A 26,332-nucleotide genomic window follows, 5' to 3' on the forward strand; every position below is an offset into this window, starting at 1 on the left:
CGCGGGAGGAAGCGTGCGATATCTGGCAACATTGTTATTGTCACTGGCGGTGCTGGTTACCGCCGGATGTGGCTGGCATTTGCGTAACACCACGCAGGTTCCGGGCGAAATGAAAACGATGATTTTCGATTCCAGCGATCCGAACGGTCCGCTGAGCCGTGCCATTCGTAACCAGCTGCGCCTTAACGGCGTTCAGTTGCTGGAGAAAGGTACGCTGCGTCAGGATGTGCCTTCGCTGCGTCTGGGCGCGGTGACGTTTACTCGCGACACGGCATCGATCTTCCAGAACGGCCGTACCGCAGAGTATCAAATGGTGCTGACCGCGAATGCCAGCGTGCTGATCCCGGGGCATGATATCTACCCGATCAGTACAAAAGTGTACCGTTCATTCTTTGATAACCCGCAAACGGCATTGGCGAAAGCCGCCGAGCAGGACATTATTATTCAGGAAATGTACGACAAAGCGGCAGAGCAACTGATTCGCAAACTGCCGAGCGTCCACACGGCTGATGCCGCTGAGACGCATAACACCCAGGCACCGTCCTCTCCCTCCGTTTCCGTCACGCCGGGTAGCTAATGCTCAGGTTGTATCCGGAACAACTCCGCGCGCAGCTCAATGAAGGGCTGCGCGCGGCGTATCTGCTTCTCGGTAACGATCCACTGCTGTTGCAGGAGAGCCAGGACGCCGTGCGCCAGGTTGCCGCCACGCAAGGCTTCAGCGAACATCACACGTTTACACTGGATGCCAGCACCGACTGGGACGCTATTTTTTCCATCTGCCAGGCACTTAGCCTGTTTGCCAGTCGTCAAACCCTACTGTTGCTGCTGCCGGAGAACGGTCCAAACGCCGCCATTAATGAACAACTGGCAAAGCTGGTTTCGTTGCTACATGAGGATCTGATCCTGATCGTACGCGGCAACAAGTTGACGAAAGCGCAGGAAAACGCAGCATGGCTGACGCAACTGAATAACCACGCCGTGCAGATTAGCTGCCAGACGCCAGAACAGGCGAATCTTCCCCGCTGGGTCGCCGCACGGGCGAAGCAAAACAAGCTGGAGCTGGATGACGCCGCAAATCAGCTACTTTGCTATTGCTACGAAGGCAATCTGCTGGCGCTGGCGCAGGCACTTGAACGGCTGTCGCTGCTGTGGCCGGATGGCAAATTAACGCTGCCGCGCGTGGAGCAGGCGGTCAACGACGCAGCGCACTTTACCCCGTATCACTGGGTTGATGCACTGCTCGCGGGCAAGAGCAAACGTGCGCTGCATATTCTGAACCAGTTACGGCTGGAGGCATGCGAGCCGGTGATCCTGCTACGCACGGTGCAGCGCGAATTGCTGCTGCTGGTCACGCTCAAGCGTCACGCCGCGCATACGCCGCTGCGTACGCTGTTTGATAAACATCGGGTCTGGCAAAATCGCCGTGGCATGATGGGCGATGCGCTGAACCGCCTGAGCGCCGATCAGCTACGCCAGGCGGTGCATCTGCTCAGCCACATTGAGCTGATTGTGAAGCAGGACTTTGGTCAGTCGGTGTGGGCCGAGCTGGAAGGGTTTTCTCTGCTACTCTGTCATAAGGCATTAGCAGACGTTTTTATTGATGGTTGATATGAATCAGTTGCAGGCACTGTTTGGTGGTACGTTCGATCCTGTCCATTATGGGCATCTGAAGCCGGTTGAAGCGCTGGCGAATCAGATTGGGCTGTCACGGGTAATCATTATGCCCAATAACGTACCGCCGCACCGTCCGCAACCGGAAGCCACCAGCCAGCAACGCAAAATCATGCTCGAACTGGCCATCGCCGACAAACCGCTGTTTACCCTCGATGAGCGGGAACTGCGCCGCGACACGCCCTCTTACAGCGCGCTAACGCTGCAGGAGTGGCGAGAGGAACAAGGGCCACACTGCCCGCTGGCGTTTATCATTGGTCAGGATTCTCTGCTTACCTTCCCGAGCTGGCACCACTACGAAACCATCCTGGATAACTGCCATTTGATTGTCTGCCGCCGCCCCGGCTACCCGCTGGAGATGGCGCAGAAAGAGCATCAACAATGGCTTGATGAACATCTCACCCAGCATGTCGAAACGTTGCACACGCAGCCTGCGGGAAAAATCTATCTGGCTGAAACGCCGTGGTTCAATATCTCCGCAACGCTTATCCGTGAGCGGCTGGAGCACGGCGAAAACTGCGATGACCTGCTGCCTGCCGCCGTACTGGAATATATCAACGCGCAGGGGTTGTACCGCCAAGCGCCCGGCGCATTGCCGTAACCAGCCGATCATTTTCCTCTTTGCTGCGCACCGCAACGCGGTAATAACGATCATCCAGCCCCGGATAGTTCGCACAGCGACGAATTAAAATATGCTGTTCCAGCAGCGCACGCTGTAACTCCACCCCAGGCGCATCACAACGCAGAAACAGGTAATTCGCCACACCAGGCCAGACAGTGAGTGCCGGAAGATCGTTCAGTGCGGCGAACAAACGCGGACGCTCATCCGCCAGCCACTGCCAGCTCGCCTGCTGATAAGCATGATCATGCAGGATTACCTCTCCCGCCAGTGCAGCAAACGCATTGATTGACCACGGCATCTGCGCAGCGCGCATCTGCGTCACTTTCTGTTCATTGCTGCCCAACAGATAGCCGAGCCGCAAACCCGGAATGGCATAAAACTTGGTCAGCGAGCGTAGCACCCACAGATGCGGATTGCCCGCCAGATGCCGGATAAAGCCGCGGCGTTGCGGGATAAAATCCATAAACGCTTCATCGAGAATAAGCTGAATGCCCAGCGACTTGCAGCGCGCCGAAATGGTCTGTAGCAGCGCATCATCCGGCAGCAGCCCGGTCGGATTATTTGGCGTGCAGAGAAACAGGCAGTCCAGATCCGGCGTCAGCGCCCCCAACAGACGTTCGGTCAATTGCCAGCCCTCGTCTTCGCGCAACGGAAAATCGACGATGTCACAACCTGCCAGCCGCAGCGCACGGCGATACTCAGCAAACCCAGGCGTGATAAGCATCGCCCGACGCGGCGCCAGCGCATTGACCAGGGCGAAGATCACTTCCGTCTCACCATTTCCGGCCAGCAACCATGACGCTGGAACCTGATGATGTTCCGCCAGCACCTGGTGCAGGCGCTGATACTCCACGTCCGGATAGCGCTCAGCCAGCGCCATATTCTCCAGCAATGCATGCCGCAAAGAGTCTGGCATACCCGCCGGATTAATATTGGCGCTGAAATCCAGTAACTGCTCTGGGGCAATGCCCAGCAGTGCGGCCGCCTCGCGTGTATTGCCGCCGTGCGCGCTATGAAACATTGCTCTCTCCGCTTGCTTAAAGCCGCTATCTTAAACGAAAAAGGGATGTGGATTGAGGGGCGTGGTAAACTTTGCGCAGTAATCCAGACGGGAGATAACGATGCGACTCTGGCTGATTCGTCACGGTGAAACCGAAGCAAACGTTGCAGGGCTTTACAGCGGCCACGCCCCCACTCCGCTGACGCCCAAGGGTCTGGCGCAGGCGCAAACCCTGGGTGAATTGCTCAGCGAGGTCCCCTTTGATCGCGTACTGTGCAGCGCGCTGGAGCGGGCGCAACAGACGGCGGAACGCGTCCTTGAGCGGCGCGAAATCACCATTGAAACCACGCCGTTACTGAATGAAATGTTCTTCGGCGACTGGGAAATGCGCCATCACCGCGATCTGGCGCGCGAAGATCCGCAGAACTATGCCGCCTGGTGCAATGACTGGCAGAATGCCATCCCGACCAATGGCGAAGGCTTTCAGGCATTTTCCGCGCGCATTGAGCAAGTTATCGCACATCTGGCCGATATTAAGGATCAGCAGAATATCCTGCTGGTGAGCCATCAGGGCGTTTTGAGCCTGTTAATCGCCCGCCTGTTAAAGATGCCCGCCGCCTCGCTATGGCATTTTCGTGTTGATCAAGGGTGCTGGAGTGCGATCGATATGCATGAGGATTTCGCCACGCTGCGAGTACTTAACAGCCGCGCCGTCTGGCGGGCTGACGAGTAAGCGTGTTTTTCAACCATCCCATTCAACGTGGTGATTCGGTCATTGACACGCCATGCAAGGCTGTTATCCTCCGCGCGCAGAAATTGTTTTACAAAAATGGCGATGCAATCACACGGTCATGATGGGATGATAGCCCGCTTTTGAAATTGCCGGGTCAGACATTTGTCCCGACAATCGATGCAGTTCAGGTATAATGTCAGGCCGTTCATTAACAGTACATTTTTCACTCACCCAGGGGGAACACTTGCAGGGTAAAGCACTCCAGGATTTTGTTATCGACAAAATTGATGACCTGAAAGGTCAGGACATCGTTGCAATTGACGTGCAGGGCAAATCAAGCATCACCGATTGCATGATTATCTGCACCGGCACTTCCACTCGTCATGTGATTTCCATTGCGGATCATGTGGTTCAGGAATCCCGCGCCGCCGGTCTGATGCCGCTGGGCGTCGAAGGCGAAAGCGCCGCCGACTGGGTTGTGGTCGATCTGGGCGATGTCATTGTCCACGTAATGCAGGAAGAGAGCCGTCGCCTGTATGAGCTGGAAAAACTCTGGAGTTAATGCGTGAAACTGCAACTGGTCGCCGTCGGCACAAAAATGCCGGACTGGGTACAGACAGGTTTTACTGAATATCTGCGCCGTTTTCCCAAAGATATGCCGTTTGAGCTGATTGAGATCCCGGCAGGAAAGCGCGGTAAAAACGCAGATATCAAACGTATTCTCGACAAAGAGGGTGAGCAGATGCTGGCGGCTGCTGGCAAGAATCGCATCGTCACCCTCGATATCCCCGGCAAACCCTGGGATACGCCGCAGCTTGCAAATGAACTGGAACGCTGGAAGCAGGACGGACGCGATGTCAGTCTGCTTATCGGCGGTCCGGAAGGGTTATCCCCCGCCTGCAAAGCGGCAGCAGAACAAAGTTGGTCTCTCTCTGCGCTAACGCTCCCGCACCCGCTGGTGCGCGTGCTGGTGGCTGAAAGCCTGTATCGCGCATGGAGTATTACCACCAACCATCCTTACCACCGTGAGTAATGACGAGTCTTAGGTAGATTAAGCAGCGGATGAAATTACAGAATTCTTTTCGCGACTATACGGCTGAGTCCGCGCTGTTTGTACGCCGGGCGGTGGTCGCCTTTACGGGGATTTTGCTGCTTACCGGCGTGCTGATCGCTAATCTTTATAACCTGCAAATCGTCCGTTTTGCGGACTACCAGACCCGTTCTAACGAAAACCGCATCAAACTGGTTCCCATCGCGCCAAGCCGCGGCATTATTTACGATCGCAACGGCACGCCGCTGGCACTTAATCGCACCATTTACCAGGTCGAAATGATGCCGGAGAAGGTCGATAACGTGCAGCAAACGCTGGATGCCCTGCGCGACGTGGTAGATCTGACCGATGACGATATTGCCAACTTCAAAAAAGAGCGCTCGCGTTCGCACCGCTTCACGTCAATTCCGGTAAAAACTAACCTGACCGAAGTTCAGGTGGCGCGCTTTGCCGTTAACCAGTACCGCTTTCCCGGTGTGGAAGTGAAAGGCTACAAACGCCGCTTCTATCCTTACGGCTCCGCCCTGACTCATGTTATCGGCTACGTCTCGAAAATTAACGATAAAGACGTCGATCGGCTGGATAAAGAGGGCAAACTGGCCAACTATGCCGCCACGCACGATATCGGTAAGCTGGGGATTGAGCGCTATTACGAAGATGTTCTGCACGGCCAGACCGGTTATGAAGAGGTTGAAGTTAACAACCGCGGCCGCGTGATCCGCCAGCTTAAAGAAGTGCCGCCGCAGGCCGGGCACGATATCTACCTGACGCTGGATTTGAAATTACAGCAGTACATCGAAACGCTGCTCGCTGGCAGCCGCGCCGCGGTGGTTGTCACCGATCCGCGCAACGGCAGCATTCTCGCGCTGGTGTCGATGCCGAGCTACGATCCCAATCTGTTTGTCGATGGTATCTCCAGCAAAGATTATTCGTCGCTGCTTAATGACCCGAACACACCGCTGATCAACCGCGCCACGCAGGGGGTTTACCCTCCGGCGTCAACGGTGAAACCGTATGTAGCGGTTTCCGCCCTCAGCGCCGGTGCGATCACCCGCAATACCAGCCTGTTCGATCCCGGCTGGTGGCAGTTGCCGGGTTCTGAAAAACGCTACCGCGACTGGAAAAAATGGGGCCACGGTCATCTGAACGTCACCAAAGCGCTGGAAGAATCCGCCGATACCTTCTTCTACCAGGTCGCTTATGACATGGGAATCGATCGCCTGTCGGAGTGGATGGGTAAATTTGGTTACGGCCACTATACCGGCGTCGATCTGTCGGAAGAGCGCTCCGGTAACATGCCGACGCGCGAGTGGAAACTGAAACGCTTTAAGAAGCCCTGGTATCAGGGTGACACCATCCCGGTAGGGATTGGCCAGGGCTACTGGACGGCAACACCATTGCAAATGAATAAAGCGATGATGATCCTGATTAACGACGGTATCGTCAAAGTGCCACACCTGCTGATGAGCACGGTGGAAAACGGCCAACAGGTGCCGTGGAAACAGCCTGTCGAACCGCCGGTCGGCGATATTCACTCCGGCTACTGGGAGATCGCGAAAGACGGGATGTACGGTGTGGCGAACCGCCCGAATGGGACCGGCCACAAATACTTTGCCGATGCACCGTATAAAGTTGCAGCGAAGTCCGGTACTGCGCAGGTCTTTGGCCTGAAAGCGAATGAAACCTATAACGCGCACCGGATCGCTGAGCGGCTGCGTGACCATAAACTGATGACTGCGTTTGCACCGTATGATAATCCGCAGGTCGCCGTCGCGATGATTCTGGAAAACGGCGGTGCAGGACCGGCAGTCGGGACCATTATGCGCCAGATCCTCGACCACATTATGCTTGGCGATAACAACACCGATTTGCCGGCGGAAAACCCCTCAACGGCAGCGGCGGAGGACCAATAATCATGACGGATAATCCGAACAAAAAATCGTTCTGGGACAAAATCCATATCGATCCCACGATGATGCTAATTATCCTCGCATTGCTGTTTTACAGCGCGATCGTGATCTGGAGCGCCAGCGGCCAGGACATTGGCATGACCGAACGTAAAATCGGCCAGATCGCTATGGGGCTGATTATCATGGTGGTGTTGGCGCAGGTGCCGCCGCGCGTCTATGAAGGCTGGGCGCCCTATCTCTACATTTTCTGCATTATCCTGCTGGTAGCGGTGGATGCTTTCGGCGCGATATCCAAAGGCGCGCAGCGCTGGCTCGATCTCGGCGTTGTACGTTTCCAGCCTTCCGAGATCGCTAAAATCGCCGTGCCGCTGATGGTGGCGCGCTTTATTAACCGCGACGTTTGCCCGCCTTCGCTGAAAAATACCGCTATCGCGCTGGCGCTGATCTTTCTGCCAACGCTGCTGGTGGCAGCACAGCCGGATCTGGGTACCTCGATTCTGGTGGTGCTATCGGGACTGTTTGTCCTGTTCCTCTCCGGCCTGAGCTGGCGGCTGATCGCTATTGCAGCGGTACTGGTTGCGGCGTTTATTCCGGTGCTGTGGTTCTTCCTGATGCATGATTATCAACGCCAGCGCGTGATGATGTTGCTCGATCCGGAAACCGATCCGCTCGGCGCAGGCTACCATATTATTCAGTCGAAAATTGCTATCGGCTCCGGCGGCCTGAGCGGCAAAGGCTGGCTGCACGGTACGCAGTCGCAGCTGGAATTCCTGCCTGAACGCCACACCGACTTTATTTTCGCCGTGCTGGCGGAAGAGCTGGGGCTGATCGGGATTCTGATTTTGCTGGCGTTGTATGTGCTGCTGATTATGCGCGGGTTATGGATTGCCGCGCGGGCACAAACCACCTTTGGCCGCGTCATGGCTGGCGGTTTGATGTTGATTTTGTTCGTTTATGTATTCGTAAATATTGGTATGGTGAGTGGCATACTGCCGGTGGTCGGCGTACCGTTGCCACTGATCAGTTACGGGGGATCAGCCCTGATCGTGCTCATGGCCGGGTTTGGTATCGTTATGTCGATCCATACTCACAGGAAAATGTTGTCTAAGAACGTTTAAGAGGTGCGCAATGCGTAAGCAATGGCTGGGGATCTGCATAGCAGCAGGGTTACTGGCGGCATGTTCAAATAATGATGGTCAGCAGCAGACCACCGTAGCGCCTCAACCTGCGGTGTGTACTGGTCCTGTCGTTGAAATCAGCGGCGCGGAGCCTCATTACGAAGCACCGAACGCCACGGCAAACCAGGATTATGAGCGTGACGGCAAGAGCTACAAAATCGTTCAGGATCCCTCCCGTTTCAGCCAGGCTGGCTTAGCCGCCATTTATGATGCTGAGCCGGGCAGCAATCTGACCGCCTCCGGCGAAGTGTTCGATCCTATGCAACTGACGGCAGCCCATCCGACGCTGCCAATCCCAAGCTACGCACGTATCACCAACCTGGCGAACGGCCGCATGATTGTGGTCCGCATTAACGATCGTGGACCGTTTGGCAACGACCGAGTGATCTCGTTGTCGCGCGCGGCAGCGGATCGCCTGAATACATCGAATAATACCAAAGTGCGTATCGACCCGATTATCGTCGCTCAGGATGGCTCACTTTCCGGGCCAGGCACTGTCTGTACTAAAGTCGCGCAGCAAACCTACGTGCTGCCTGCACGTCCCGATCTCGGCGGCGGTCTGGGCAGCGCCTCCTCTGCTCCGCAACCTGTACAGCCGCAGGGCAACGTTCAGGCCATCAGTAACGATTCACTAAAAAGCGACAATGCTACTGGCGCGCCGGTAAGCAGCGGCGGATTCCTCGGTGCACCGACACCGCTCGCCAGCGGCGTGCTGGAAGGCAGTGAAACAGCGCAACCGGCCGCAACCACGACCACGACGCCGGTCGCGCAAACCGCCACGCCGGTGACGCAAACCGTGATGCCAGCAACCCGCACTTCGCCGGTTACTGCGCCTGGTTCTGTTCAGGGGCACGTGCAAAGTTCTGTCGCCGCCAGCAGTGCAACAGCCGCCGCCAGCAGCGGTTATATGGTGCAGGTCGGCGCCGTCAGCGATCAGGCTCGCGCGCAACAGTATCAGCAGCGCCTGGCGCAGCAGTTCTCTGTACCGGGCCGCGTGACGCAGAACGGTGCGGTATGGCGCGTTCAGCTTGGGCCATTCAGCACCAAAGCAGACGCCAGTGCATTGCAGCAGCGGTTGCAAAATGAAGCACAGTTACAGTCTTTCATCACTGGCGCGCAGTAATTGGGTAAGGTATCTGACTTTGTCAGCTTGTGTAAGCAGCATTAACAAAGTCATGCTTAAAGTCAGATGCCTGCCGATATAGCTTTTGCTATAGTAAGGCACTTTTTTTAACTCCATCACGGATGTCGTTGTTCGACCATGAAGACCACTTTTTCCGTTCGTTTTATGCAGCGCCTGGCGCTCACCACCGCGCTGACCGCAGCATCTCTTACCGCTGCCCATGCCGATGATCTGAATATCAAAACCATGATCCCAGGCGTTCCGCAGATTGATGCGGAATCTTACATCCTGATCGATTACAACTCCGGTAAAGTGCTGGCGGAACAGAACGCCGATGCGCGCCGCGACCCGGCGAGCCTGACCAAAATGATGACCAGCTATGTCATCGGCCAGGCGATGAAAGCGGGCAAGTTTAAAGACAGCGATTTGGTGACTATTGGTAACGATGCATGGGCGACCGGCAACCCGGTATTCCGTGGTTCTTCGCTGATGTTCCTGAAACCAGGCATGCAGGTGCCGGTTTCTCAGCTGATTCGCGGTATCAACCTGCAATCCGGTAACGACGCCTGTGTGGCGATGGCCGATTATGTTGCGGGCAGCCAGGACGCTTTCGTCGGTCTGATGAACAGCTATGTGAATGCGCTCGGTTTGCAGAACAGCCACTTCCAGACGGTTCACGGTCTGGACGCTGATGGTCAGTACAGCTCCGCACGCGATATGGCGCTGATTGGCCAGGCATTAATCCGCGACGTACCGAACGAATACGCCATCTATAAAGAAAAAGAGTTTACCTTTAACGGCATCCGCCAGACCAACCGTAATGGTCTACTGTGGGATAACAGCCTGAACGTAGACGGTATCAAAACCGGCCATACCGACAAAGCGGGTTATAACCTGGTGGCTTCGGCAACAGAAGGCCAGATGCGCCTGATCTCTGCCGTCATGGGCGGTCGTACCTTTAAAGGCCGCGAGACCGAAAGCAAAAAACTGCTGACCTGGGGCTTCCGTTTCTTTGAAACTGTCAGTCCGCTGAAAGCCGGTAAAGAGTTCGCTTCTGAGCCAGCCTGGTTTGGCGACAGCGATCGCGCATCGTTAGGCGTCGATAAAGACGTTTATCTGACTATTCCACGCGGCCGCATGAAAGATCTGAAAGCCAGCTATGTGCTGAACACCAGCGAACTGCACGCGCCGCTGCAGAAAAATCAGGTTGTTGGTTCCATTAACTTCCAGTTAGATGGCAAAACCATCGAGCAACGCCCGCTGGTGGTGTTGCAGGAGATCCCGGAAGGCAATTTCTTCGGCAAAATCATTGATTACATTAAATTGATGTTCCATCACTGGTTTGGTTAAAAATTGAACACTTGAAAGTGTGATTTCCGTCCCCATATACTTAGCATCTCAGAAAAACTCCTGCTCATCCGGCAGGAGTTATTATTTTTTACGCCGGAGCTGACATGAAAACCAATCTCAAAGAACTGCTTGAATTCCCGACACCCTTCACTTACAAAGTGATGGGTCTGGCGAAGCCAGAGCTGGTTGATCTGGTGGTTGAAGTGGTACAGCGCCACGCGCCAGGTGATTACTCCCCGCAGGTAAAACCGAGCAGCAAAGGCAATTACCACTCGGTATCCATCACTATCACTGCCACCCATATTGAGCAGGTTGAAACGTTGTACGAAGAACTCGGCAACATCGAAATTGTGCGTATGGTTCTGTAATCGTTTGACGTTACCCGGAAACATTCGGGTAACGTCTTCGCTGTGATATACTCCCCCCACTCTTTTCTCCGCCGGAGATGCCGTTTTGTCTCAGGACACCATTCTTATCCGCAATCTGGGCCTGCAATATTACGAGCCAGTGTCCCAACAAATGCATGACTTCACCGATACCCGCGACGATACAACGCCCGATGAAATCTGGCTGGTAGAGCACTACCCGGTGTTTACTCAGGGCCAGGCCGGTAAAGCTGAACATGTTCTGGCGCCCGGCGATATTCCGGTGATCCAGAGCGATCGCGGCGGCCAGGTGACCTATCACGGGCCAGGCCAGCAAGTGATGTACGTGCTTATCAACCTGAAACGCCGCAAAATTGGCGTACGTGAGCTTGTTACGTTGCTGGAAAATACGGTGATCAACACGCTGGCGACGCAGGGTATCAATGCGCAAGCGCGTGCTGATGCGCCGGGCGTTTATGTACAAGGGAAGAAGATCTGTTCGCTGGGTTTGCGTATCCGTAAAGGCTGTTCATTTCATGGGTTGGCATTAAATATCGACATGGATCTGGCGCCGTTTATGCGCATCAATCCGTGTGGCTATGCCGGGATGGAAATGACGCAGGTCAGCCAACTGACGGAAAATATTGAGGTGGATAAAATAAGGCCAATTCTTGTTCAGCAATTTTTAGCGTTACTAAACAATCCACCCCATCAATATATAGGTGCTTAATATATCATGTATTTTGGCCCGCATTTCGTGCGGGTCGTTATTTAATTGGCATGTTAGCGCTTTACAACAGATGCCTTATTCTCTATTTTCAACCTACCTGCCTTGTCTGGCTAATATGCATTACGGTGCTATTCCGGGCTTCGTATGCGTGCTTCAGGCCAGCCATTTTGAGCGCAATGTTCGCATCACGGTGAAAAATCTACGTAATGATGATGCAGGACAGGATGTTAACTCAAATTAATAATCAACTAAAAAAACAAATTCAACTATCATTCATATTGCGAATGATTATGGAGCACAAGCGTGGATAATAATAACCAACCGGAAAAGCGAATAACCGTGCGCCCTGAAGATGATAAGCCGCAAATCTTCCGGACGCTGCGCAATATTGATCTCAACTTACTGACGATTTTTGAGGCAGTATATGTTCATAAAGGGATCGTTAACGCGGCAAAAGTGCTTAACCTCACGCCTTCAGCTATTAGCCAGTCGATTCAGAAACTGCGCTTAATATTTCCAGATCCGCTTTTTATTCGTAAAGGCCAGGGCGTTACGCCGACCGCCTATGCATCGCATTTACATGAATATATCAGCCAGGGGCTGGAGTCGATCCTCGGCGCGTTGGATCTTACCGGTAGCTACGACAAACAACGTACCATTACGATTGGCACGCCGCCGTCCATCGGCGCATTAGTTATTCCGATTATCTTTCAGGCTATTAAAGAAAACGCGCCGCATCTGATGATGCGTAATATTCCGGTAAACGACGCAGAAAGCCAGCTTAGCCAGTTCCAGACGGATTTGATTATTGATACGCATATTGCTAGCTCGCGCACGCTCAATCATCACGTGTTGTATAGCGACCGGATGATGCTGGTGTGTCGTAAAGGGCATCCTTGTCTGAATGGGCCGATCAACGAAGAGGTTTTGCAAAAGTATGAGCACACGCTGCTGATGCTGGAAGGGCAAAATCTGAGCGGGCTACGCCAGCGTATACAGGATCTCTTTCCGGAACGTCAGGTGAGTTTCAGCAGTTACAATATGTTTACTATTGCAGCACTGATCGGCAACAGCGATATGCTCGGCCTGATGCCAACACGTTTGTTCAAACTCTTCAGTGGTTGCTGGCCGCTGGTCGAAATCGATTTTCCGCCGCTTAGCAGCGAACGGCTCGATATATCCCTGTATTACAATAAATTGAGTTTGCGCGATCCAGTGCTGGAGAATGTCATCAATGTTATCCGACGGGCTTTTTAACGCCCGTTCACCCCTGGTGAAAGTGCTAACGCTTGCTGGGCGTTTGGCACAAAACAACAACTATTTTACAAATTGCCCCGCTGTCAGGCTGCTTTCTACTCGCCGATAATGGTATACTGCGTGCACGTTAATTCAAAAATAGTTGATAAATACAACATTTCCTTGAATTGAAATACTTACTTCGTTATCCGCAACTGGAACACGCACGCTATGAGTAAACCCATTGTGATGGAACGCGGTGTTAAGTACCGCGATGCCGATAAAATGGCTCTTATCCCGGTTAAAAACGTGGCAACCGAGCGCGAAGCTCTGTTGAGAAAACCGGAATGGATGAAAATCAAACTCCCGGCAGACTCTTCCCGTATCCAGGGGATCAAAGCAGCTATGCGTAAAAATGGGCTGCACTCTGTGTGTGAAGAGGCATCGTGCCCGAACCTTGCTGAGTGTTTCAACCACGGAACGGCCACCTTTATGATCCTCGGCGCCATCTGTACACGCCGTTGCCCGTTCTGCGATGTGGCGCACGGCCGTCCGGTGGCGCCTGACGCTAACGAACCACAAAAACTGGCGCAGACAATTGCCGATATGGCGCTGCGTTATGTGGTTATCACCTCTGTTGACCGTGACGATCTGCGTGACGGCGGTGCACAGCATTTCGCGGATTGCATCACCGCAATCCGTGAAAAAAGTCCGTCCATCAAAATTGAGACGCTGGTTCCGGACTTCCGCGGTCGTATGGATCGCGCACTGGATATCCTCACCGCAACGCCGCCGGACGTGTTTAACCACAACCTGGAGAACGTGCCACGTATCTATCGCCAGGTACGTCCAGGTGCGGATTACAACTGGTCACTGAAACTGCTGGAGCGCTTTAAAGAAGCGCATCCGGAGATCCCAACCAAATCAGGTTTGATGGTAGGGCTTGGCGAAACGAACGCTGAAATTATCGACGTGATGCGCGATCTGCGCCGCCACGGAGTGACGATGCTGACGCTGGGGCAGTATTTACAGCCTAGCCGCCATCACCTGCCGGTCCAGCGCTATGTCAGCCCGGACGAGTTTGACGAAATGAAAGAAGAAGCGCTGGCAATGGGATTTACCCATGCGGCGTGCGGCCCGTTCGTTCGCTCTTCCTATCACGCGGACCTGCAGGCAAAAGGCGTTGAGGTGAAGTAACACCTGCTTACACTCCAGACAAAAAAACCGGCCTCTACGCCGGTTTTTTTTCGCCTGTCGGGGCGGCTCACTCTTTGTGAGTGAGTTTTTCTGCTGTCACTTCGTCAGCGTCTTTCTTCGCAGCATCGTCATCATTCATGGCTTTTTTGAAGCCTTTGATGGCCGCGCCCAGATCGCCGCCCAGCGTACGCAACTTCTTAGTTCCAAACAGCAGAACAACCAACGCGGCCACGACCAGCAGCTTGGTAATACTAATTTCACCCATAGATACCTTCTTTCGTAAAACAGGCTGTATAAAACGTCATTATAACCTGACTTCATTAACGGTCATTCGACGCGCGCACACAATAGCAATCTGTAACGAGATGAATCAAGCATTGTTTAAAAAAACATCACAGGAGTTGCGGCGGCGCAAAGCGTCGGTTCTGTAAAACAGGAAGTTTCTCTCGCGTTTGCGCCACGCGGTCTGCAGTGACATCCGCATAAATTAGTTGTGGTGCTTCAGCTGCCGCAGCAATAGTTACGCCTTGCGGATCGATAACTCGACTCTGACCAATATTCTTGTTGCCACACTCCCCGGCGGCCACCATGTAACAGGTGGTATCCAGCGCCCGCGCAGACAGTAATGTCGCCCAGTGCTGCTCTTTTAGCGGCCCTCGCACCCATGCGGCAGGCAGAACCAGCAGTTGTGCGCCAGCAAGCGCCAGTGCCAGCGCCAGTTCCGGAAACCGCAAATCATAACAGGTCATCAACCCGACCTTCATTCCGTCAATCTCAATCAGCGGTGGCAGAATGTTGCCTGCATCCACCCGCGCAGACTCCTGCATACTAAATGCATCATAGAGATGGAGCTTTGCATACTGTGCAATGATTTCCCCCTGGTATAACGCCACCAGCGTATTGACTGCCCGTCCTTTCGAGGAAGGCACATGCACCGTCAGTATGGTGGTCATACTGTTCCGGCGACTCTCTTCAAGTAGCAAATGCAGGAAGCCACCATCCAGCCTCTGCGCCGATTTTACCGAAAGATGGGGGTCTGCATCATCCCGGGCCAGTAACGCCTCTGGCAGCACCAGCAGCGATGCCTGTTGCTGTGCCGCTTTCGCCATCAATTCGACACAAGTTAATGCATTAGTTTTCCAGTCCGGTGTAACGGCAAACTGCCCAGCTGCAACAATCATCGTTTTCCCTCCGCTGTGCCGTCATAGCCAGAAAGTGGCTGCGGCGCTAAACTCAACACTCTAGCAAATCAAATAGCAGGATTTCACGGTGTTACAACTTCTTTTAGCGGTATTTATCGGTGGCGGTACAGGTAGCGTTGCGCGCTGGATGCTCAGCATGAAGCTAAACCCGGCGCATCAAATCATTCCCCTTGGCACATTAACCGCCAACCTGATGGGCGCTTTTATTATTGGCATGGGGCTGGCGTGGTTCAATCGAATGACACATATCGATCCGGTGTGGAAAGTGCTGCTTACCACCGGCTTCTGTGGCGGGCTGACGACATTTTCCACCTTTTCGGCTGAAGTGGTGTTTTTGTTGCAGGAAGGTCGTGTCAGCTGGGCGTTGTTGAACGTAGCAGTTAACCTGCTGGGATCGTTTGCGATGACTGCGCTGGCTTTCTGGCTCTTTTCGGCCGTTAATGCAAACTGAAGGCAAAAAAAACCCGCCTTATCAGCGGGTTTTGGAATTCTTGCTTACGTAGCTGAATTAAACAGGCATTACGTTTGCAGCAGAAGGGCCTTTGGCACCGTTAGTGATTTCAAACTCAACGCGCTGACCTTCAGCCAGAGTTTTGAAACCATTGCTCTGGATTGCAGAGAAGTGTACGAACACGTCTTTGCTGCCATCTTCCGGAGTAATGAAACCGAATCCTTTGGATTCATTAAACCACTTAACGTTACCTTTAATCTTAGACATCAAAATTACCTTTACATGAAAAAACGACACAAATGCTGTGTCGGGTATCAGTACATCAATTGTGGCGACCTTTGTCCAGTCGTTATTCGCTAAAAAGTGATAAATGTCGCTAAGTTTTGTTCTTTGACGCTTTATTCCGCATTTTTTGTACTGCTTAAGAACTGTGCAGAGCATCATCCGCTGGCCAAATCAGAACTGAAAGCGCATCCACGCGAAGTAAACGTTTCCGTTATTGTAAGTTCCTGGGATGTAGGTCATCTGGAATGTTGCCGGCCCATAGCCAATTGAAGCCAGCGGTAACAGCACCGGAATCGGAATGTAATGCCAGTTATCGCGTGCAGTCACGCCTGCGGTGTAACCGAGCCCGAGACGAAAATTATCATCCGCCAGTGGTCGCCAGGTTTTCTCCCAGCCATAGCCGCCAATCGGTTCCCATTTGTTAAACGAATCTTTAAAGGCCATCAGGTACAAGCCGTGCCAGTTGCCTTTCTCATCCCAGCGATCCTGACCAAATCCGGCGCCCCATGGGCGTTCGTTATAACGGTCGGTTTTCTCCTTGTCATAAGCAAAACGCGCATGCCAGGTAATAGCCGGTACATAGAGATCGTAATGCTCTGGCGCTTGCCAGGTTTGCTTTACGTTGTCGGTAAAATCGGAGAACCAGGACTGCTGGGCTGCGTGCGTCAGGGAAACCACCGAAAACTGACAAAATATAGCGAAGAGTGTGAAAATTTTATTTTTAACAGACACCGTATGCATTCCATTTTACGTATTGACGTATAGTCTGTAGCAGGATATCTGAATAAACTCTTAACGAAATCAGATTAATTCTGAAAACATAGCGAAAATTCCTTATTCCGCTAATCATTTTCAGGTTAAATACAATATGTTACGCCGCAACAATATTGCGGCGTACATTTTCTTAGCGTCGACGATGCAACAAGTAATACACCGCCGGAATGACCAGCATCGACAGTAATGGCGCAGTGACCATACCGCCGATCATCGGCGCAGCGATACGGCTCATGACCTCTGATCCGCTGCCACTGCCCCACATGATGGGCAACAATCCTGCCATAATAGTCGCGACAGTCATCACCTTCGGCCGCACACGCAATACGGCCCCCTCATGAATTGCCCGCAGCAACATCTTATTTCCTCCCTGCGGATCGCATTGACGATATTTATCCAGTGCGTGGTTCAGATAGAGCACCATAATAACGCCGAACTCCGCCGCAACACCGGACAGCGCAATAAATCCAACGGCCCCGGCAACGGATAAGTTATATCCCAGTAGCCACAATAACCAGACACCACCAATCAATGAGAAGGGTAATGTCCCCATTATTAACAGGGCATCGGTGACACGTTTGAAGGTAATAAACAGCAAGACAAAGATAATCATTAACGTTACCGGCAAGACGATCTTCAGCTTCGCCGTTGCACGCTCCAGATATTCAAACTGACCGGACCACGACAGTGTCACACCTTGCGGTAGCTTAACCTGCTGCACCACTCGCTGCTGCATCTCTTCAACGGCGGATTTTAAATCTCGTCCGCGCAGATCGACGTAAATCCAGTTGGACAGGCGCGCATTTTCGCTTTTCAGCATCGGTGGCCCTTCCGTAACTACGATATCGGCCAGCTCACCAAGTGCAATCTGGCTGCCATTCTCGGTTATTACGGGTAATGTGCGCAGATCATCGACGTTATCGCGTATTTCACGCGGATAACGCACATTAATCGGGAAGCGTTCACGACCTTGCAGCACTTCGCCAATATTTTCCCCACCCACCAACGTGGAAACCAGTGATTGCAGCTCTTTCACCGAAACGCCATAACGCGCGGCCTGCGCCCGGTTGATGTTGATATCGACATAGCGCCCGCCCGCCAGCCTTTCCGCCAGTGCCGAAGTCACTCCCGGCACGGTTTTCACAACCTGCTCGATTTGCTGCGCCACGCGCTCGATATCGGCGATGTTATTACCGTTCACCTTTATGCCGACCGGGCTTTTAATACCGGTCGCCAACATATCCAGGCGGTTACGGATCGGCGGTACCCAGACATTCGCAATCCCCGGAATACTCACGGTCTTATCCAGCTCATCAACCAGTTTCTCCGGCGTCATTCCAGGGCGCCACTGGTCACGCGGTTTAAAGCGGATGGTCGTTTCCACCATGGTGAGCGGCGCAGGATCCGTTGCCGTCTCCGCCCTTCCCGCTTTACCAAACACGCTTTCCACTTCCGGCACGCTTTTGATCAGCCGATCGGTTTGCTGCAACAAACGGCTGGCTTCACGGGCGGAAATCCCCGGTAGCGTCGAGGGCATATACAATAAATCGCCTTCATCGAGCGGCGGCATAAACTCACTGCCCAGACGACTTAACGGCCACAGCGTCGCCACCAGCAACAGCAGCGCAATGCCCAGCGTCGCTTTCGGCCATGCCAGCACTTTATCCAGTAGCGGCTCGTACAGACGGATCAGAAAGCGGTTAATCGGATTTGCTTTTTCATCGGGGATTTTGCCGCGAATAAACAACCCCATCAGCACCGGTACAAGCGTGATCCCAAGCCCTGCCGCAACCGCCATCGCCCAGCTTTTGGTAAATGCCAGCGGGGAAAACATGCGCCCTTCCTGCGCTTCTAGCGAAAACACCGGAATAAATGACAGCGTGATGATCAACAGGCTGCAAAACAGAGCAGGACCAACTTCCACCGCCGCCCGCTCTGAACAGCGCCAGTAATCAGCACTCGTCGGTTGACGATCGGGGTTATCATGTCGCCACTGCTCCATCACCTTATGCATGTTCTCGATCATCACAATCGCGGCATCCACCATGGCGCCAATGGCGATGGCAATCCCGCCAAGCGACATAATGTTGGCGTTGATGCCCTGATAGTGCATGACAATAAACGCGCCAAGAATCCCCAGCGGCAACGAGACAATGGCCACCAGCGCAGAGCGGAAGTGGAACAAGAACAGCGTACAAACCAGAGCAACAACGATAAACTCTTCAATCAGTTTATGGGTGAGCGTCTCAACCGCATGCTCAATCAGCGTTGAACGGTCATAAACCGGTACGATCTCCACCCCGGCGGGCAGCGTTTTCTGTATTTCACCCAATTTGGCTTTAACGGCGTGGATAGTATCCAGCGCATTTTTGCCGTAACGCATGACGATAATACCGCCTGCAACTTCCCCTTCGCCGTTGTACTCCGCCACGCCGCGTCGTAGTTCCGGACCCAACCGCACCGTCGCCACATCTGAAAGCATCACCGGCACGCCCTCGCGGCTGGCGATCACTATCTGACGAAAATCCGACAACTGCCGCAAATAGCCGGTTGTACGCACCATGAACTCGGCTTCGCCCATCTCCAGCAGCGCGCCGCCGCTCTCCTGGTTTGCCGCCTGCACCGCATTGACAATCTGTTCATGGGTAATATTCAGCGCCCGCATTCGTGCCGGATCCGGCACAATCTGATACTGACGTACCATCCCGCCAACACTGGCGACCTCCGCCACGTTCGGCACCGTTTTTAGCTCGAACTTCAGCGTCCAGTCCTGTAAAGCGCGTAGATCCGCCAGATTGTGCTTACCGCTGCGATCGACCAGTGCATACTCATAAATCCAGCCAACGCCGGTAGCATCCGGCCCCAGCCCGACGTTTACCCCGGCAGGCAGCGAGGACTGGATCTGGCTAAGATTCTCCAGCACCCGCGATCGCGCCCAATAGAGATCGGTATCGTCCTCGAATAAAACATACACATAGGAATCGCCGAACATCGAATAGCCACGTACCGTTTTTGCGCCCGGCACGGAAAGCATGGCAGTGGTGAGTGGATAGGTGACCTGGTCTTCAATAATTTGCGGCGCTTTGCCCGGATAGCTGGCGCGAATAATCACCTGCACATCCGACAAATCCGGTAGTGCATCGAGCGGTGCGCGTTGAACCGCCCAGATCCCCCAGCCGGTCAGCACCAGAGCGGCCAGCAGGATCAACAAGCGATTGCGCAGCGAGGCACGAATAACGGCGGCGATCATTTCATCTCCTCCTGCATCGGCATCAGGTGAGTGATGACTGCGCCCTCTTCATCATCCAGTACAAAGCTGAACATCACTGTCTCGCCCGGCTTGACACTGGGATCGGGTTGTTTGAGCACGAAGTCCATCGTCATCGCTCCCCAGTTCAGTGCCGGAATGGGTTGGTGCGACAGGGTAATACTGCCTGCTTCGATGGCTTTCACCACGCCGGTTCCCTCGTAAGTCTCGACTTTTTTCGCCGCTGGCTGTTGTTGCGCCTGCTGTTCCGGCAATGCACTGCGCAAACTGGCTTCCGAATCAATCAGGAACTGGCCGGAAGTGACCACGTTGTCACCTTCCTTGACGCCGGACAGCACTTCAGTCCAGCCTTGCGCCGTGCGCCCGGTCGTCACGTTTGCCGCCTGGAAGTGGCCATCGCCCGTAGCCAGCAGCACACGGCTGGCAGCCCCCGTTGCAATCAGCGCCTCTTCCGGGATCGCCAGCACTGCCGGTTGCCGTGCAGATTCCGGCTGCGTCACGGTGAGAAACATACCGGGTTTGAGTTTTTGCTGCGGATTATCGAGCACAATGCGCGCTTTCAGCGTACGGGTGGTGGTCTCCAGTTGCGGCAACAATTCGCTGACGCGGCCATGAAACTGCTCGCCCGGCCAGCTTGCAGAAGTTGCTATCACTTCGCTGCCTGCACTGAGCGCCTGTGCCTGGCTTTGCGGATAATCGACAACCAGCCACACCGGATCGAGGCTGGCGAGCTCAAACAGGGTTTGCGTGGCGGCCACTTGTGCGCCTTCACGGGAATCCAGCTTGACCACGTAACCGTCGCGATCGGCTCGCAGAGTCAGGCGGGTTTGTGGTTTTCCGCTGCGCTCGACAGCGCGGATAATCGCTTCCGGCATAAACTGCAATGCCAGACGTTCGCGGGCAGCGCGCGTCAGTTCGCCATCGCCCAGGTGGCGTACCGCCAGATACTCCTGCTGAGAAGTCGTCCATTGCGGGATCCACAACTGTGCCAGCGCTTCGCCTTTTTTCACCCACTGCTGCGGCGCACGGACAAACAGTTTTTCTACCACGCCCGCCGCCGGAGAAGGCACGCTCTGGATGCTGCGTTCATCGGTGGTTACGGTGGCAAATGCAGAGAAGGCGCTACCGAGAACGCGTTTTTCCACTTTTGCCGTGGTCATGCCGAGATTCTGCTGCTGCTGCGCACTTACGCTCACACCGCCGATGGCCGGGGCTTCATCGGCATAACGTGGTTTGAGTGGCATATCCATAAACGGTGATTTTCCGGGTTTGTCAAAACGCTGATCCGGTACCATTGGGTCGTACCAGTAGAGCACTTTGCGTTCCTGCGCTTGTTCGCCGGATGCGGCAGGCGCGGTGTGTTGCCGCCCGATAAAATAGCCTGCGCCCGCTGCGACACATGCGGCGATCGCGACAGCCAAGAGGGTCTTCTTCATCACATCAACTCCTGCGGGATCAACCAACGGATCGCGGCCCATTTCTGCGCCATCTCTTTCTCGGCCTGATTAACGGCCAGCTCGCTGTCGAGGACGTTACGGCGCGCTTCCAGCAGCGCCGACAAATCCGACTGCCCGGAACGATACTGGGCTGCCAGCAAGGTGGCGCGCTGACGCACCATCGGCAGCACTTCATCGCGCTGGCGCATCCACAGCGTTTGCGCCGCGTTGTACTCAGCAATCAGAGAATGCAGTTGCGCCATATGATCCCGCTCGGCCAGCGCCAGTTGATCGTTGGCTTGCATGGTGCGCGAGACATCCGCAGCGTGATCTTTATCCTGACGATGGGACTGGAACAGCGGCAGGTCGACGGTGAACATCACCCCGGCCATATCCTCGTAACCTTCAGCGCGACGTCCGTACCACACTTCAACTTCCACATCCGGAATGGCCGCAATCGCTGACTCCGCCGAACGCGCTTTCGCGCTGTTGGCGGCGCTGGCGGCAGCGACAATGTCAGGATGCTGAGCAATGCCCTGCTCCAGCGTTTTTTCATCGGCAGGCAAGCGTTGATAACGAGGAAGATCGCCAGAAACGGCAGTCACCGTCTCGCCGGTAAGCTGCATCAAGCGGGTTTGCGCCAGTTGCACATCACGTTCGGCGAGGGTGACTTTGTCGCGCATCGCGCTTAAGCCCACGCGAAATGCCAGCACGCTGTCCGGCGCGGCATTACCTGCGCCGACGCTGGCGCGCTGTGCGCCCTGCTGGCGTTCCGTTTCTGCCAGCAGCTTACGCGCGGTTTGCAGCGCCTGTTCTGACAACGCCAGATCGAGCCACGCCTGCGCGGTATCACGCTGTAAATTAGCGCGCACCACTGAGGATTTGGCACTGACGCTCTGCGCTTCGGCCAGCAGGGTTTCGGCTTTGCGGTCGCGTTTTTCCGCGCTGACGTACTGCTGCATGATGCCGATCCGCTGCATAGTCATTCCCTCACGGGTTAAGCGGCGGTCATTGTTGCCCTGCACCGGCACGTTTTCGATACCAAATTTCAGTTTTGGATCCGGCAACTGGCGGGCGGAATCCGCCATCGCATCCAGTGCCTGCGCTTCATTACGGTTGGCGGAAAGTTCGGCAGAGTAGCGTTCCGCGGCGGCCAGGGATTGCGTCAGCGTCAATGGCTCCGCCTGCACGGCGGAGCACATCAGTCCGAGCAATACCCCACCGAGCCGCAGGCTCAGTGAGTATCGTTTCATTGTCGCTCCCGGTTATTTTTGTGGCGTCAATGAAACGAGCTGGTAACCGCTCTCACTCTGAACAAAGGTGAAACTCACCTTGTCGCCCACTTTTACCGCAGGCAACGCGCTGCCCTGCGCCAGTGCGAATTGCATGGTCATTGGCGGCCAGTTCAGCGCCGGAATAGCAGCGTGAGCGATGGAAACAGAATCGGCGGTGAGTTTTTTGATGGTACCCTGGCTCTGGTATTCCTGAGCCTGCATTGCCGCATGTTGCGACATATCGTGCATGCCGTGCATCGCATGCATATCTTCCGCCTGAACAGCGGAAACGGAGAACAACAGCACGCCAGACAGCATGCACAGTACATAAGAACGCATAATAAGACTCCTGTTAATCATAAATTAAATAAAATTCAATGAATTAACAGTTGTCTACTCCCTGAACCGGCAAAAACGGATCGTTGCCGGCGGGCCTGCGGCGGGCGGGGTTAATGACCAACCCTCATCGACGACGGGGGAACAAACCGGCGTAACTTCAGCCAGCGTCAGTGAAACCGGCAGCGCCACCAGAGGCGGGTGGCCGCTATCCTTCTGTGCTGCATCCGGCACGCAATGCTTTTCGCACAGCGGGGATTTCATCATGTCCATACGCGGTGTCGTATCCGACATCATCATATGGCTTATGTGCTGGGTTACTGCTCGCGATTCGTCAACCTGCAAGTCGCAGTGATGAGAAGCAATCGCCACCTGACTCTGGATTAATAGCCAGCCGAACGCCATCAGCAGCATCAACAGATGCCGCTTCATAAAGCGAATTCGGTATAGCCATTCAGCGTGCATAAAACACCAGGTCCGTGGGAAATTAACGGCGAGTATAAGCAGCACTATTTTTATTTTTAAAGATATTTTTAGCAAATTTACGTCTGGCGCTGTATTGAAACCTAAATAACCAAACTAATTAACTAGTTTTTATCATTTAAAATACAAAATTATCGTAATGCATTCGCTTAACTTATCAACCAGCCATTATTTATTCTGTAGATTGATAGCAAATTCCCGCGATATTTCCCTCAACATCACGCTTCATTGATTTTAATCATCTACGAACCGCACGTTATTCGGCACATTGCGTTGCTGATTTTTTTACTTACTTATCTTTCAGGTCAACCTCCGGGACCAATAACATGACTTTAACATTGATCGAACTGCTGATCGGCGTGGTGGTGATTGTCGGCGTTGCGCGCTATATCATCAAAGGCTATTCCGCCACCGGCGTGCTGTTTGTCGGCGGTCTGGCGTTATTAATCGTCAGTGCGCTGATGGGGCACAAAATATTACCTGGTAGCGCCACCAGTACCGGTTACAGCGCCACGGATATTGTCGAATACATTAAAATCCTGCTGATGAGCCGCGGCGGCGATCTCGGCATGATGATCATGATGCTGTGCGGCTTTGCCGCCTATATGACGCACATTGGTGCGAACGATATGGTGGTCAAGCTGGCTTCGCGCCCGCTGCGTTTTATCAACTCACCTTATTTGCTGATGATTGCCGCGTACTTCGTTGCCTGCCTGATGTCATTGGCGGTGTCGTCCGCCACGGGCCTCGGCGTGCTGCTGATGGCAACGCTGTTCCCGGTGATGGTCAACGTCGGGATCAGTCGCGGTGCGGCAGCGGCGATTTGCGCCTCGCCAGCGGCAATTATTCTCTCGCCCACTTCCGGCGATGTAGTGCTGGCCGCGAAAGCCGCCGAAATGCCGCTGATCGATTTTGCCTTCAAAACCACACTGCCAATCTCGATTGCGGCGATTATCGCCATGGCAATCGCGCACTACTTCTGGCAGCGCTTTCTCGATAAAAAAGAGCACATTGTCAGCGAAATGCTGGATGTGAAAGACATCACCACCACGGCGCCGACGTTTTACGCCATTCTGCCGTTTACGCCAATTATCGGCGTGCTGATTTTCGACGGTAAATGGGGCCCGGAACTGCACATCATCACCATTCTGGTGATCTGTATGTTGCTGGCAGCAGCGCTGGAATTTTTACGCAGCTTTAATACGCAAAAAGTCTTCTCCGGGCTGGAAGTGGCATATCGCGGTATGGCCGACGCCTTCGCAGGCGTGGTGATGCTGTTGGTCGCCGCCGGGGTTTTCGCCCAGGGCTTGAGCACCATCGGCTTTATCCAGAGTCTGATCTCCATCGCCACCTCTTTCGGTTCGGCAAGCATTATTCTGATGCTGGTACTGGTGATCCTCACCATGCTGGCAGCAATGACCACCGGTTCCGGTAATGCGCCATTTTACGCCTTTGTCGAGATGATCCCGAAACTGGCCCATGAATCCGGCATCAACCCGGCGTATCTGTCGATCCCGATGTTGCAGGCATCCAACCTCGGTCGCACCATCTCTCCGGTTTCCGGCGTGGTGGTTGCGGTAGCCGGGATGGCGAATATTTCACCGTTTGAAGTGGTAAAACGTACGTCAGTTCCGGTGATCGTTGGCCTGATTGTGGTGATTATTGCTACTGAATTTCTGGTTCCGGGGGTTGCGGTTCATTAATCAACAATAAACGCCACTTATGAAAAAGCGCCTGCCCGGCGCTTTTTTTATGCTTTAATAACTCATAGTAATTACCCGGACTCACCCATCAGGAAATGAAATGATTAAAAAGGGACTCTCCATCGGCCTGTGCGTTGCCGCCATCCAGCTCTCTTCTGCGTACGCAGCACCGCTCCAGCCCGAACAATATGGTGATTTCGATCGCTATGTGCTGGCACTATCCTGGCAGACCGGATTTTGCCAGAGCTTGCATGACCGCGGGCGTAGCGAACCCGATGAATGCCGTCTGCAAAAAGAGCCCGCCAATAAAGCGGATTACCTGACGGTACACGGTCTGTGGCCAGCTCTGCCGAAATCCATCGCCGTGCGCGGCGTCGACGATCGTCGCTGGATGCGTTACGGCTGTGCTACCCGCCCGGTTCCCAATATGCCGGAAGCCAGAGCCAGCCAGAAATGCGCCGCAGCGGAAACCGGTTTATCGCTCGAAGTGGCGAATAAACTGAATGCCGTCATGCCCGGTGCAGGCAGCAATACCTGCCTTGAGCGTTATGAATATGCCAAACACGGCGTCTGTTTCGGATTCGATCCGGATGACTATTTCGGTGCGATGGTGCGCCTGAACACCGAAATCAAAGCCAGCCCGCTCGGCGTTTTCCTCGCAGAAAATTACGGAAAAACCGTTACCCGCGATGCATTCAACGCAGCCGTCGCCAAAGCCTACGGCGAGCAAAGCGTGAAAGCGGTGAAGTTGACCTGTAGCGGCAACCCGGCGTGGCTGACGGAGATGCAAATCGCCATCAAAGCTGATGCCATCAATGCCCCGCTGGTCAGCGGTTCCCTTTTGCCGCAGCCGCATCCCGGTAACTGCGGGAACAGTTTTGTGATTGATAAGGCGGGTTACTGAGCCGACGATCGGAACATTCATAATTCCGGCAAATGTGCGCCGCATCACTT

General features: G+C 54.2%; 27 protein-coding genes. 17 read left to right on the forward strand and 10 right to left on the reverse strand.

Features of this window, described 5'->3' with window-relative positions; all coding sequences use genetic code 11:
• Positions 1-13 precede the first annotated feature (13 nt).
• The 3 genes from lptE to nadD are packed head-to-tail and all read left to right on the forward strand — an operon-like array spanning position 14 to position 2,272.
• Entirely contained in the window at positions 14-577 is a 564-nt protein-coding gene (gene lptE / locus Y71_RS19365) for an LPS assembly lipoprotein LptE (RefSeq protein ID WP_007373857.1), read from the forward strand.
• A complete protein-coding gene (holA, locus tag Y71_RS19370) occupies positions 577-1,608 on the forward strand; it encodes a DNA polymerase III subunit delta (protein ID WP_007373856.1) in 1,032 nt (343 codons plus the stop codon). Before lptE ends, holA begins: the two co-directional genes overlap by 1 nt.
• Positions 1,601-2,272: a nicotinate-nucleotide adenylyltransferase gene (gene nadD, locus Y71_RS19375; protein WP_035943215.1), complete on the forward strand. Its 672-nt coding sequence runs from the start codon at positions 1,601-1,603 to the stop codon at positions 2,270-2,272. The genes holA and nadD overlap by 8 nt, the downstream gene beginning before the upstream one ends.
• Here the strand turns inward: nadD and cobD are convergent.
• Positions 2,226-3,314, reverse strand: coding sequence for a threonine-phosphate decarboxylase CobD (gene cobD / locus Y71_RS19380; RefSeq protein WP_007373854.1), 1,089 nt, complete (start codon positions 3,312-3,314; stop codon positions 2,226-2,228). The two genes, nadD and cobD, sit on opposite strands and share 47 nt — an antisense overlap.
• Positions 3,315-3,414: 100 nt before the next feature.
• Here cobD and Y71_RS19385 point away from each other — a divergent pair, with 100 nt between their 5' ends.
• The 11 genes from Y71_RS19385 to lipA all read left to right on the forward strand — a co-directional run bounded on the left by Y71_RS19385 (position 3,415) and on the right by lipA (position 14,166).
• Complete coding sequence (locus Y71_RS19385) at positions 3,415-4,026, forward strand: adenosylcobalamin/alpha-ribazole phosphatase (RefSeq protein ID WP_007373853.1); 612 nt, start codon at positions 3,415-3,417, stop codon at positions 4,024-4,026.
• 244 nt (positions 4,027-4,270) lie between these two features.
• The gene (gene rsfS / locus Y71_RS19390) at positions 4,271-4,588 is read left to right on the forward strand and encodes a ribosome silencing factor (protein ID WP_007373852.1); all 318 of its coding nucleotides are present in this window, start codon (positions 4,271-4,273) and stop codon (positions 4,586-4,588) included.
• Positions 4,589-4,591: 3 nt separating this feature from the next.
• Entirely contained in the window at positions 4,592-5,059 is a 468-nt protein-coding gene (rlmH, locus tag Y71_RS19395) for a 23S rRNA (pseudouridine(1915)-N(3))-methyltransferase RlmH (RefSeq protein ID WP_000776107.1), read from the forward strand.
• Between the two features lie 29 nt (positions 5,060-5,088).
• Positions 5,089-6,990, forward strand: a complete 1,902-nt coding sequence (gene mrdA, locus Y71_RS19400; RefSeq protein WP_007373851.1) for a peptidoglycan DD-transpeptidase MrdA — start codon at positions 5,089-5,091, stop codon at positions 6,988-6,990.
• A 2-nt stretch (positions 6,991-6,992) separates the two neighbouring features.
• Positions 6,993-8,105 carry a peptidoglycan glycosyltransferase MrdB gene (gene mrdB, locus Y71_RS19405; RefSeq protein WP_007373850.1) on the forward strand — a complete coding sequence of 371 codons (1,113 nt, stop codon included), beginning with the start codon at positions 6,993-6,995 and terminating at the stop codon, positions 8,103-8,105.
• Positions 8,106-8,115: 10 nt separating this feature from the next.
• Positions 8,116-9,288: an endolytic peptidoglycan transglycosylase RlpA gene (gene rlpA, locus Y71_RS19410; protein ID WP_007373849.1), complete on the forward strand. Its 1,173-nt coding sequence runs from the start codon at positions 8,116-8,118 to the stop codon at positions 9,286-9,288.
• Positions 9,289-9,426: 138 nt separating this feature from the next.
• Positions 9,427-10,638, forward strand: coding sequence for a D-alanyl-D-alanine carboxypeptidase DacA (dacA, locus tag Y71_RS19415; protein ID WP_007373848.1), 1,212 nt, complete (start codon positions 9,427-9,429; stop codon positions 10,636-10,638).
• A gap of 104 nt (positions 10,639-10,742) precedes the next feature.
• Positions 10,743-11,006, forward strand: a complete 264-nt coding sequence (gene ybeD, locus Y71_RS19420) for a DUF493 family protein YbeD (RefSeq protein ID WP_007373847.1) — start codon at positions 10,743-10,745, stop codon at positions 11,004-11,006.
• An 85-nt stretch (positions 11,007-11,091) separates the two neighbouring features.
• On the forward strand, positions 11,092-11,733 hold the full coding sequence (gene lipB / locus Y71_RS19425) for a lipoyl(octanoyl) transferase LipB (protein ID WP_007373846.1): 642 nt from the start codon (positions 11,092-11,094) through the stop codon (positions 11,731-11,733).
• A 303-nt stretch (positions 11,734-12,036) separates the two neighbouring features.
• Complete coding sequence (locus tag Y71_RS19430; RefSeq protein ID WP_007373844.1) at positions 12,037-12,990, forward strand: YbeF family transcriptional regulator; 954 nt, start codon at positions 12,037-12,039, stop codon at positions 12,988-12,990.
• Positions 12,991-13,200: 210 nt separating this feature from the next.
• A complete protein-coding gene (gene lipA / locus Y71_RS19435; RefSeq protein WP_007373843.1) occupies positions 13,201-14,166 on the forward strand; it encodes a lipoyl synthase in 966 nt (321 codons plus the stop codon).
• Positions 14,167-14,233: 67 nt separating this feature from the next.
• On the opposite strand, the gene tatE is transcribed toward lipA, so the two are convergent.
• Positions 14,234-14,431: a twin-arginine translocase subunit TatE gene (gene tatE, locus Y71_RS19440; RefSeq protein ID WP_007373842.1), complete on the reverse strand. Its 198-nt coding sequence runs from the start codon at positions 14,429-14,431 to the stop codon at positions 14,234-14,236.
• Positions 14,432-14,558: 127 nt separating this feature from the next.
• A complete protein-coding gene (locus Y71_RS19445) occupies positions 14,559-15,347 on the reverse strand; it encodes a deaminated glutathione amidase (protein WP_007373841.1) in 789 nt (262 codons plus the stop codon).
• 88 nt (positions 15,348-15,435) lie between these two features.
• On the opposite strand from Y71_RS19445, the gene crcB reads away from it, so the two are divergent.
• Entirely contained in the window at positions 15,436-15,819 is a 384-nt protein-coding gene (gene crcB / locus Y71_RS19450; RefSeq protein ID WP_007373840.1) for a fluoride efflux transporter CrcB, read from the forward strand.
• A 57-nt stretch (positions 15,820-15,876) separates the two neighbouring features.
• On the opposite strand, the gene cspE is transcribed toward crcB, so the two are convergent.
• The 7 genes from cspE to Y71_RS19485 all read right to left on the reverse strand — a co-directional run bounded on the left by cspE (position 15,877) and on the right by Y71_RS19485 (position 23,657).
• Positions 15,877-16,086, reverse strand: a complete 210-nt coding sequence (gene cspE, locus Y71_RS19455; protein WP_007373839.1) for a transcription antiterminator/RNA stability regulator CspE — start codon at positions 16,084-16,086, stop codon at positions 15,877-15,879.
• Between the two features lie 189 nt (positions 16,087-16,275).
• Positions 16,276-16,845, reverse strand: coding sequence for a lipid IV(A) palmitoyltransferase PagP (gene pagP, locus Y71_RS19460; RefSeq protein ID WP_090397292.1), 570 nt, complete (start codon positions 16,843-16,845; stop codon positions 16,276-16,278).
• Positions 16,846-17,008: 163 nt separating this feature from the next.
• Positions 17,009-20,128 carry an efflux RND transporter permease subunit gene (locus Y71_RS19465; RefSeq protein ID WP_007373837.1) on the reverse strand — a complete coding sequence of 1,040 codons (3,120 nt, stop codon included), beginning with the start codon at positions 20,126-20,128 and terminating at the stop codon, positions 17,009-17,011.
• Entirely contained in the window at positions 20,125-21,582 is a 1,458-nt protein-coding gene (locus tag Y71_RS19470) for an efflux RND transporter periplasmic adaptor subunit (protein WP_035943214.1), read from the reverse strand. Before Y71_RS19470 ends, Y71_RS19465 begins: the two co-directional genes overlap by 4 nt.
• The gene (locus Y71_RS19475; protein WP_007373835.1) at positions 21,582-22,835 is read right to left on the reverse strand and encodes a TolC family protein; all 1,254 of its coding nucleotides are present in this window, start codon (positions 22,833-22,835) and stop codon (positions 21,582-21,584) included. The genes Y71_RS19470 and Y71_RS19475 overlap by 1 nt, the downstream gene beginning before the upstream one ends.
• A gap of 12 nt (positions 22,836-22,847) precedes the next feature.
• Entirely contained in the window at positions 22,848-23,195 is a 348-nt protein-coding gene (locus Y71_RS19480; RefSeq protein WP_007373834.1) for a copper-binding protein, read from the reverse strand.
• 54 nt (positions 23,196-23,249) lie between these two features.
• Positions 23,250-23,657 carry a hypothetical protein gene (locus Y71_RS19485; RefSeq protein ID WP_007373833.1) on the reverse strand — a complete coding sequence of 136 codons (408 nt, stop codon included), beginning with the start codon at positions 23,655-23,657 and terminating at the stop codon, positions 23,250-23,252.
• Positions 23,658-24,001: 344 nt separating this feature from the next.
• Between Y71_RS19485 and dcuC the strand changes: the two genes are divergently transcribed.
• On the forward strand, positions 24,002-25,378 hold the full coding sequence (gene dcuC / locus Y71_RS19490) for an anaerobic C4-dicarboxylate transporter DcuC (RefSeq protein ID WP_035943213.1): 1,377 nt from the start codon (positions 24,002-24,004) through the stop codon (positions 25,376-25,378).
• 100 nt (positions 25,379-25,478) lie between these two features.
• Positions 25,479-26,282 carry a ribonuclease I gene (gene rna / locus Y71_RS19495; RefSeq protein WP_007373830.1) on the forward strand — a complete coding sequence of 268 codons (804 nt, stop codon included), beginning with the start codon at positions 25,479-25,481 and terminating at the stop codon, positions 26,280-26,282.
• The last annotated feature ends 50 nt before the right edge of the window (positions 26,283-26,332 follow it).

This window comes from Kosakonia radicincitans DSM 16656 (assembly GCF_000280495.2).
Taxonomy (GTDB): Bacteria; Pseudomonadota; Gammaproteobacteria; order Enterobacterales; family Enterobacteriaceae; genus Kosakonia; species Kosakonia radicincitans.

Excerpts from the sequence above, each read along its gene's own strand:
- holA (WP_007373856.1), top strand. The coding sequence starts at position 577 with ATGCTCAGGTTGTATCCGGAACAACTCCGCGCGCAGCTCAATGAAGGG.
- nadD (WP_035943215.1), top strand. The coding sequence starts at position 1,601 with ATGGTTGATATGAATCAGTTGCAGGCACTGTTTGGTGGTACGTTCGAT.
- cobD (WP_007373854.1), bottom strand. The coding sequence starts at position 3,314 with ATGTTTCATAGCGCGCACGGCGGCAATACACGCGAGGCGGCCGCACTG.
- Y71_RS19385 (WP_007373853.1), top strand. The coding sequence starts at position 3,415 with ATGCGACTCTGGCTGATTCGTCACGGTGAAACCGAAGCAAACGTTGCA.
- mrdA (WP_007373851.1), top strand. The coding sequence starts at position 5,089 with ATGAAATTACAGAATTCTTTTCGCGACTATACGGCTGAGTCCGCGCTG.
- mrdB (WP_007373850.1), top strand. The coding sequence starts at position 6,993 with ATGACGGATAATCCGAACAAAAAATCGTTCTGGGACAAAATCCATATC.
- rlpA (WP_007373849.1), top strand. The coding sequence starts at position 8,116 with ATGCGTAAGCAATGGCTGGGGATCTGCATAGCAGCAGGGTTACTGGCG.
- dacA (WP_007373848.1), top strand. The coding sequence starts at position 9,427 with ATGAAGACCACTTTTTCCGTTCGTTTTATGCAGCGCCTGGCGCTCACC.
- ybeD (WP_007373847.1), top strand. The coding sequence starts at position 10,743 with ATGAAAACCAATCTCAAAGAACTGCTTGAATTCCCGACACCCTTCACT.
- lipA (WP_007373843.1), top strand. The coding sequence starts at position 13,201 with ATGAGTAAACCCATTGTGATGGAACGCGGTGTTAAGTACCGCGATGCC.
- tatE (WP_007373842.1), bottom strand. The coding sequence starts at position 14,431 with ATGGGTGAAATTAGTATTACCAAGCTGCTGGTCGTGGCCGCGTTGGTT.
- Y71_RS19445 (WP_007373841.1), bottom strand. The coding sequence starts at position 15,347 with ATGATTGTTGCAGCTGGGCAGTTTGCCGTTACACCGGACTGGAAAACT.
- cspE (WP_007373839.1), bottom strand. The coding sequence starts at position 16,086 with ATGTCTAAGATTAAAGGTAACGTTAAGTGGTTTAATGAATCCAAAGGA.
- pagP (WP_090397292.1), bottom strand. The coding sequence starts at position 16,845 with ATGCATACGGTGTCTGTTAAAAATAAAATTTTCACACTCTTCGCTATA.
- Y71_RS19465 (WP_007373837.1), bottom strand. The coding sequence starts at position 20,128 with ATGATCGCCGCCGTTATTCGTGCCTCGCTGCGCAATCGCTTGTTGATC.
- Y71_RS19470 (WP_035943214.1), bottom strand. The coding sequence starts at position 21,582 with ATGAAGAAGACCCTCTTGGCTGTCGCGATCGCCGCATGTGTCGCAGCG.
- Y71_RS19475 (WP_007373835.1), bottom strand. The coding sequence starts at position 22,835 with ATGAAACGATACTCACTGAGCCTGCGGCTCGGTGGGGTATTGCTCGGA.
- Y71_RS19480 (WP_007373834.1), bottom strand. The coding sequence starts at position 23,195 with ATGCGTTCTTATGTACTGTGCATGCTGTCTGGCGTGCTGTTGTTCTCC.
- Y71_RS19485 (WP_007373833.1), bottom strand. The coding sequence starts at position 23,657 with ATGCACGCTGAATGGCTATACCGAATTCGCTTTATGAAGCGGCATCTG.
- dcuC (WP_035943213.1), top strand. The coding sequence starts at position 24,002 with ATGACTTTAACATTGATCGAACTGCTGATCGGCGTGGTGGTGATTGTC.
- rna (WP_007373830.1), top strand. The coding sequence starts at position 25,479 with ATGATTAAAAAGGGACTCTCCATCGGCCTGTGCGTTGCCGCCATCCAG.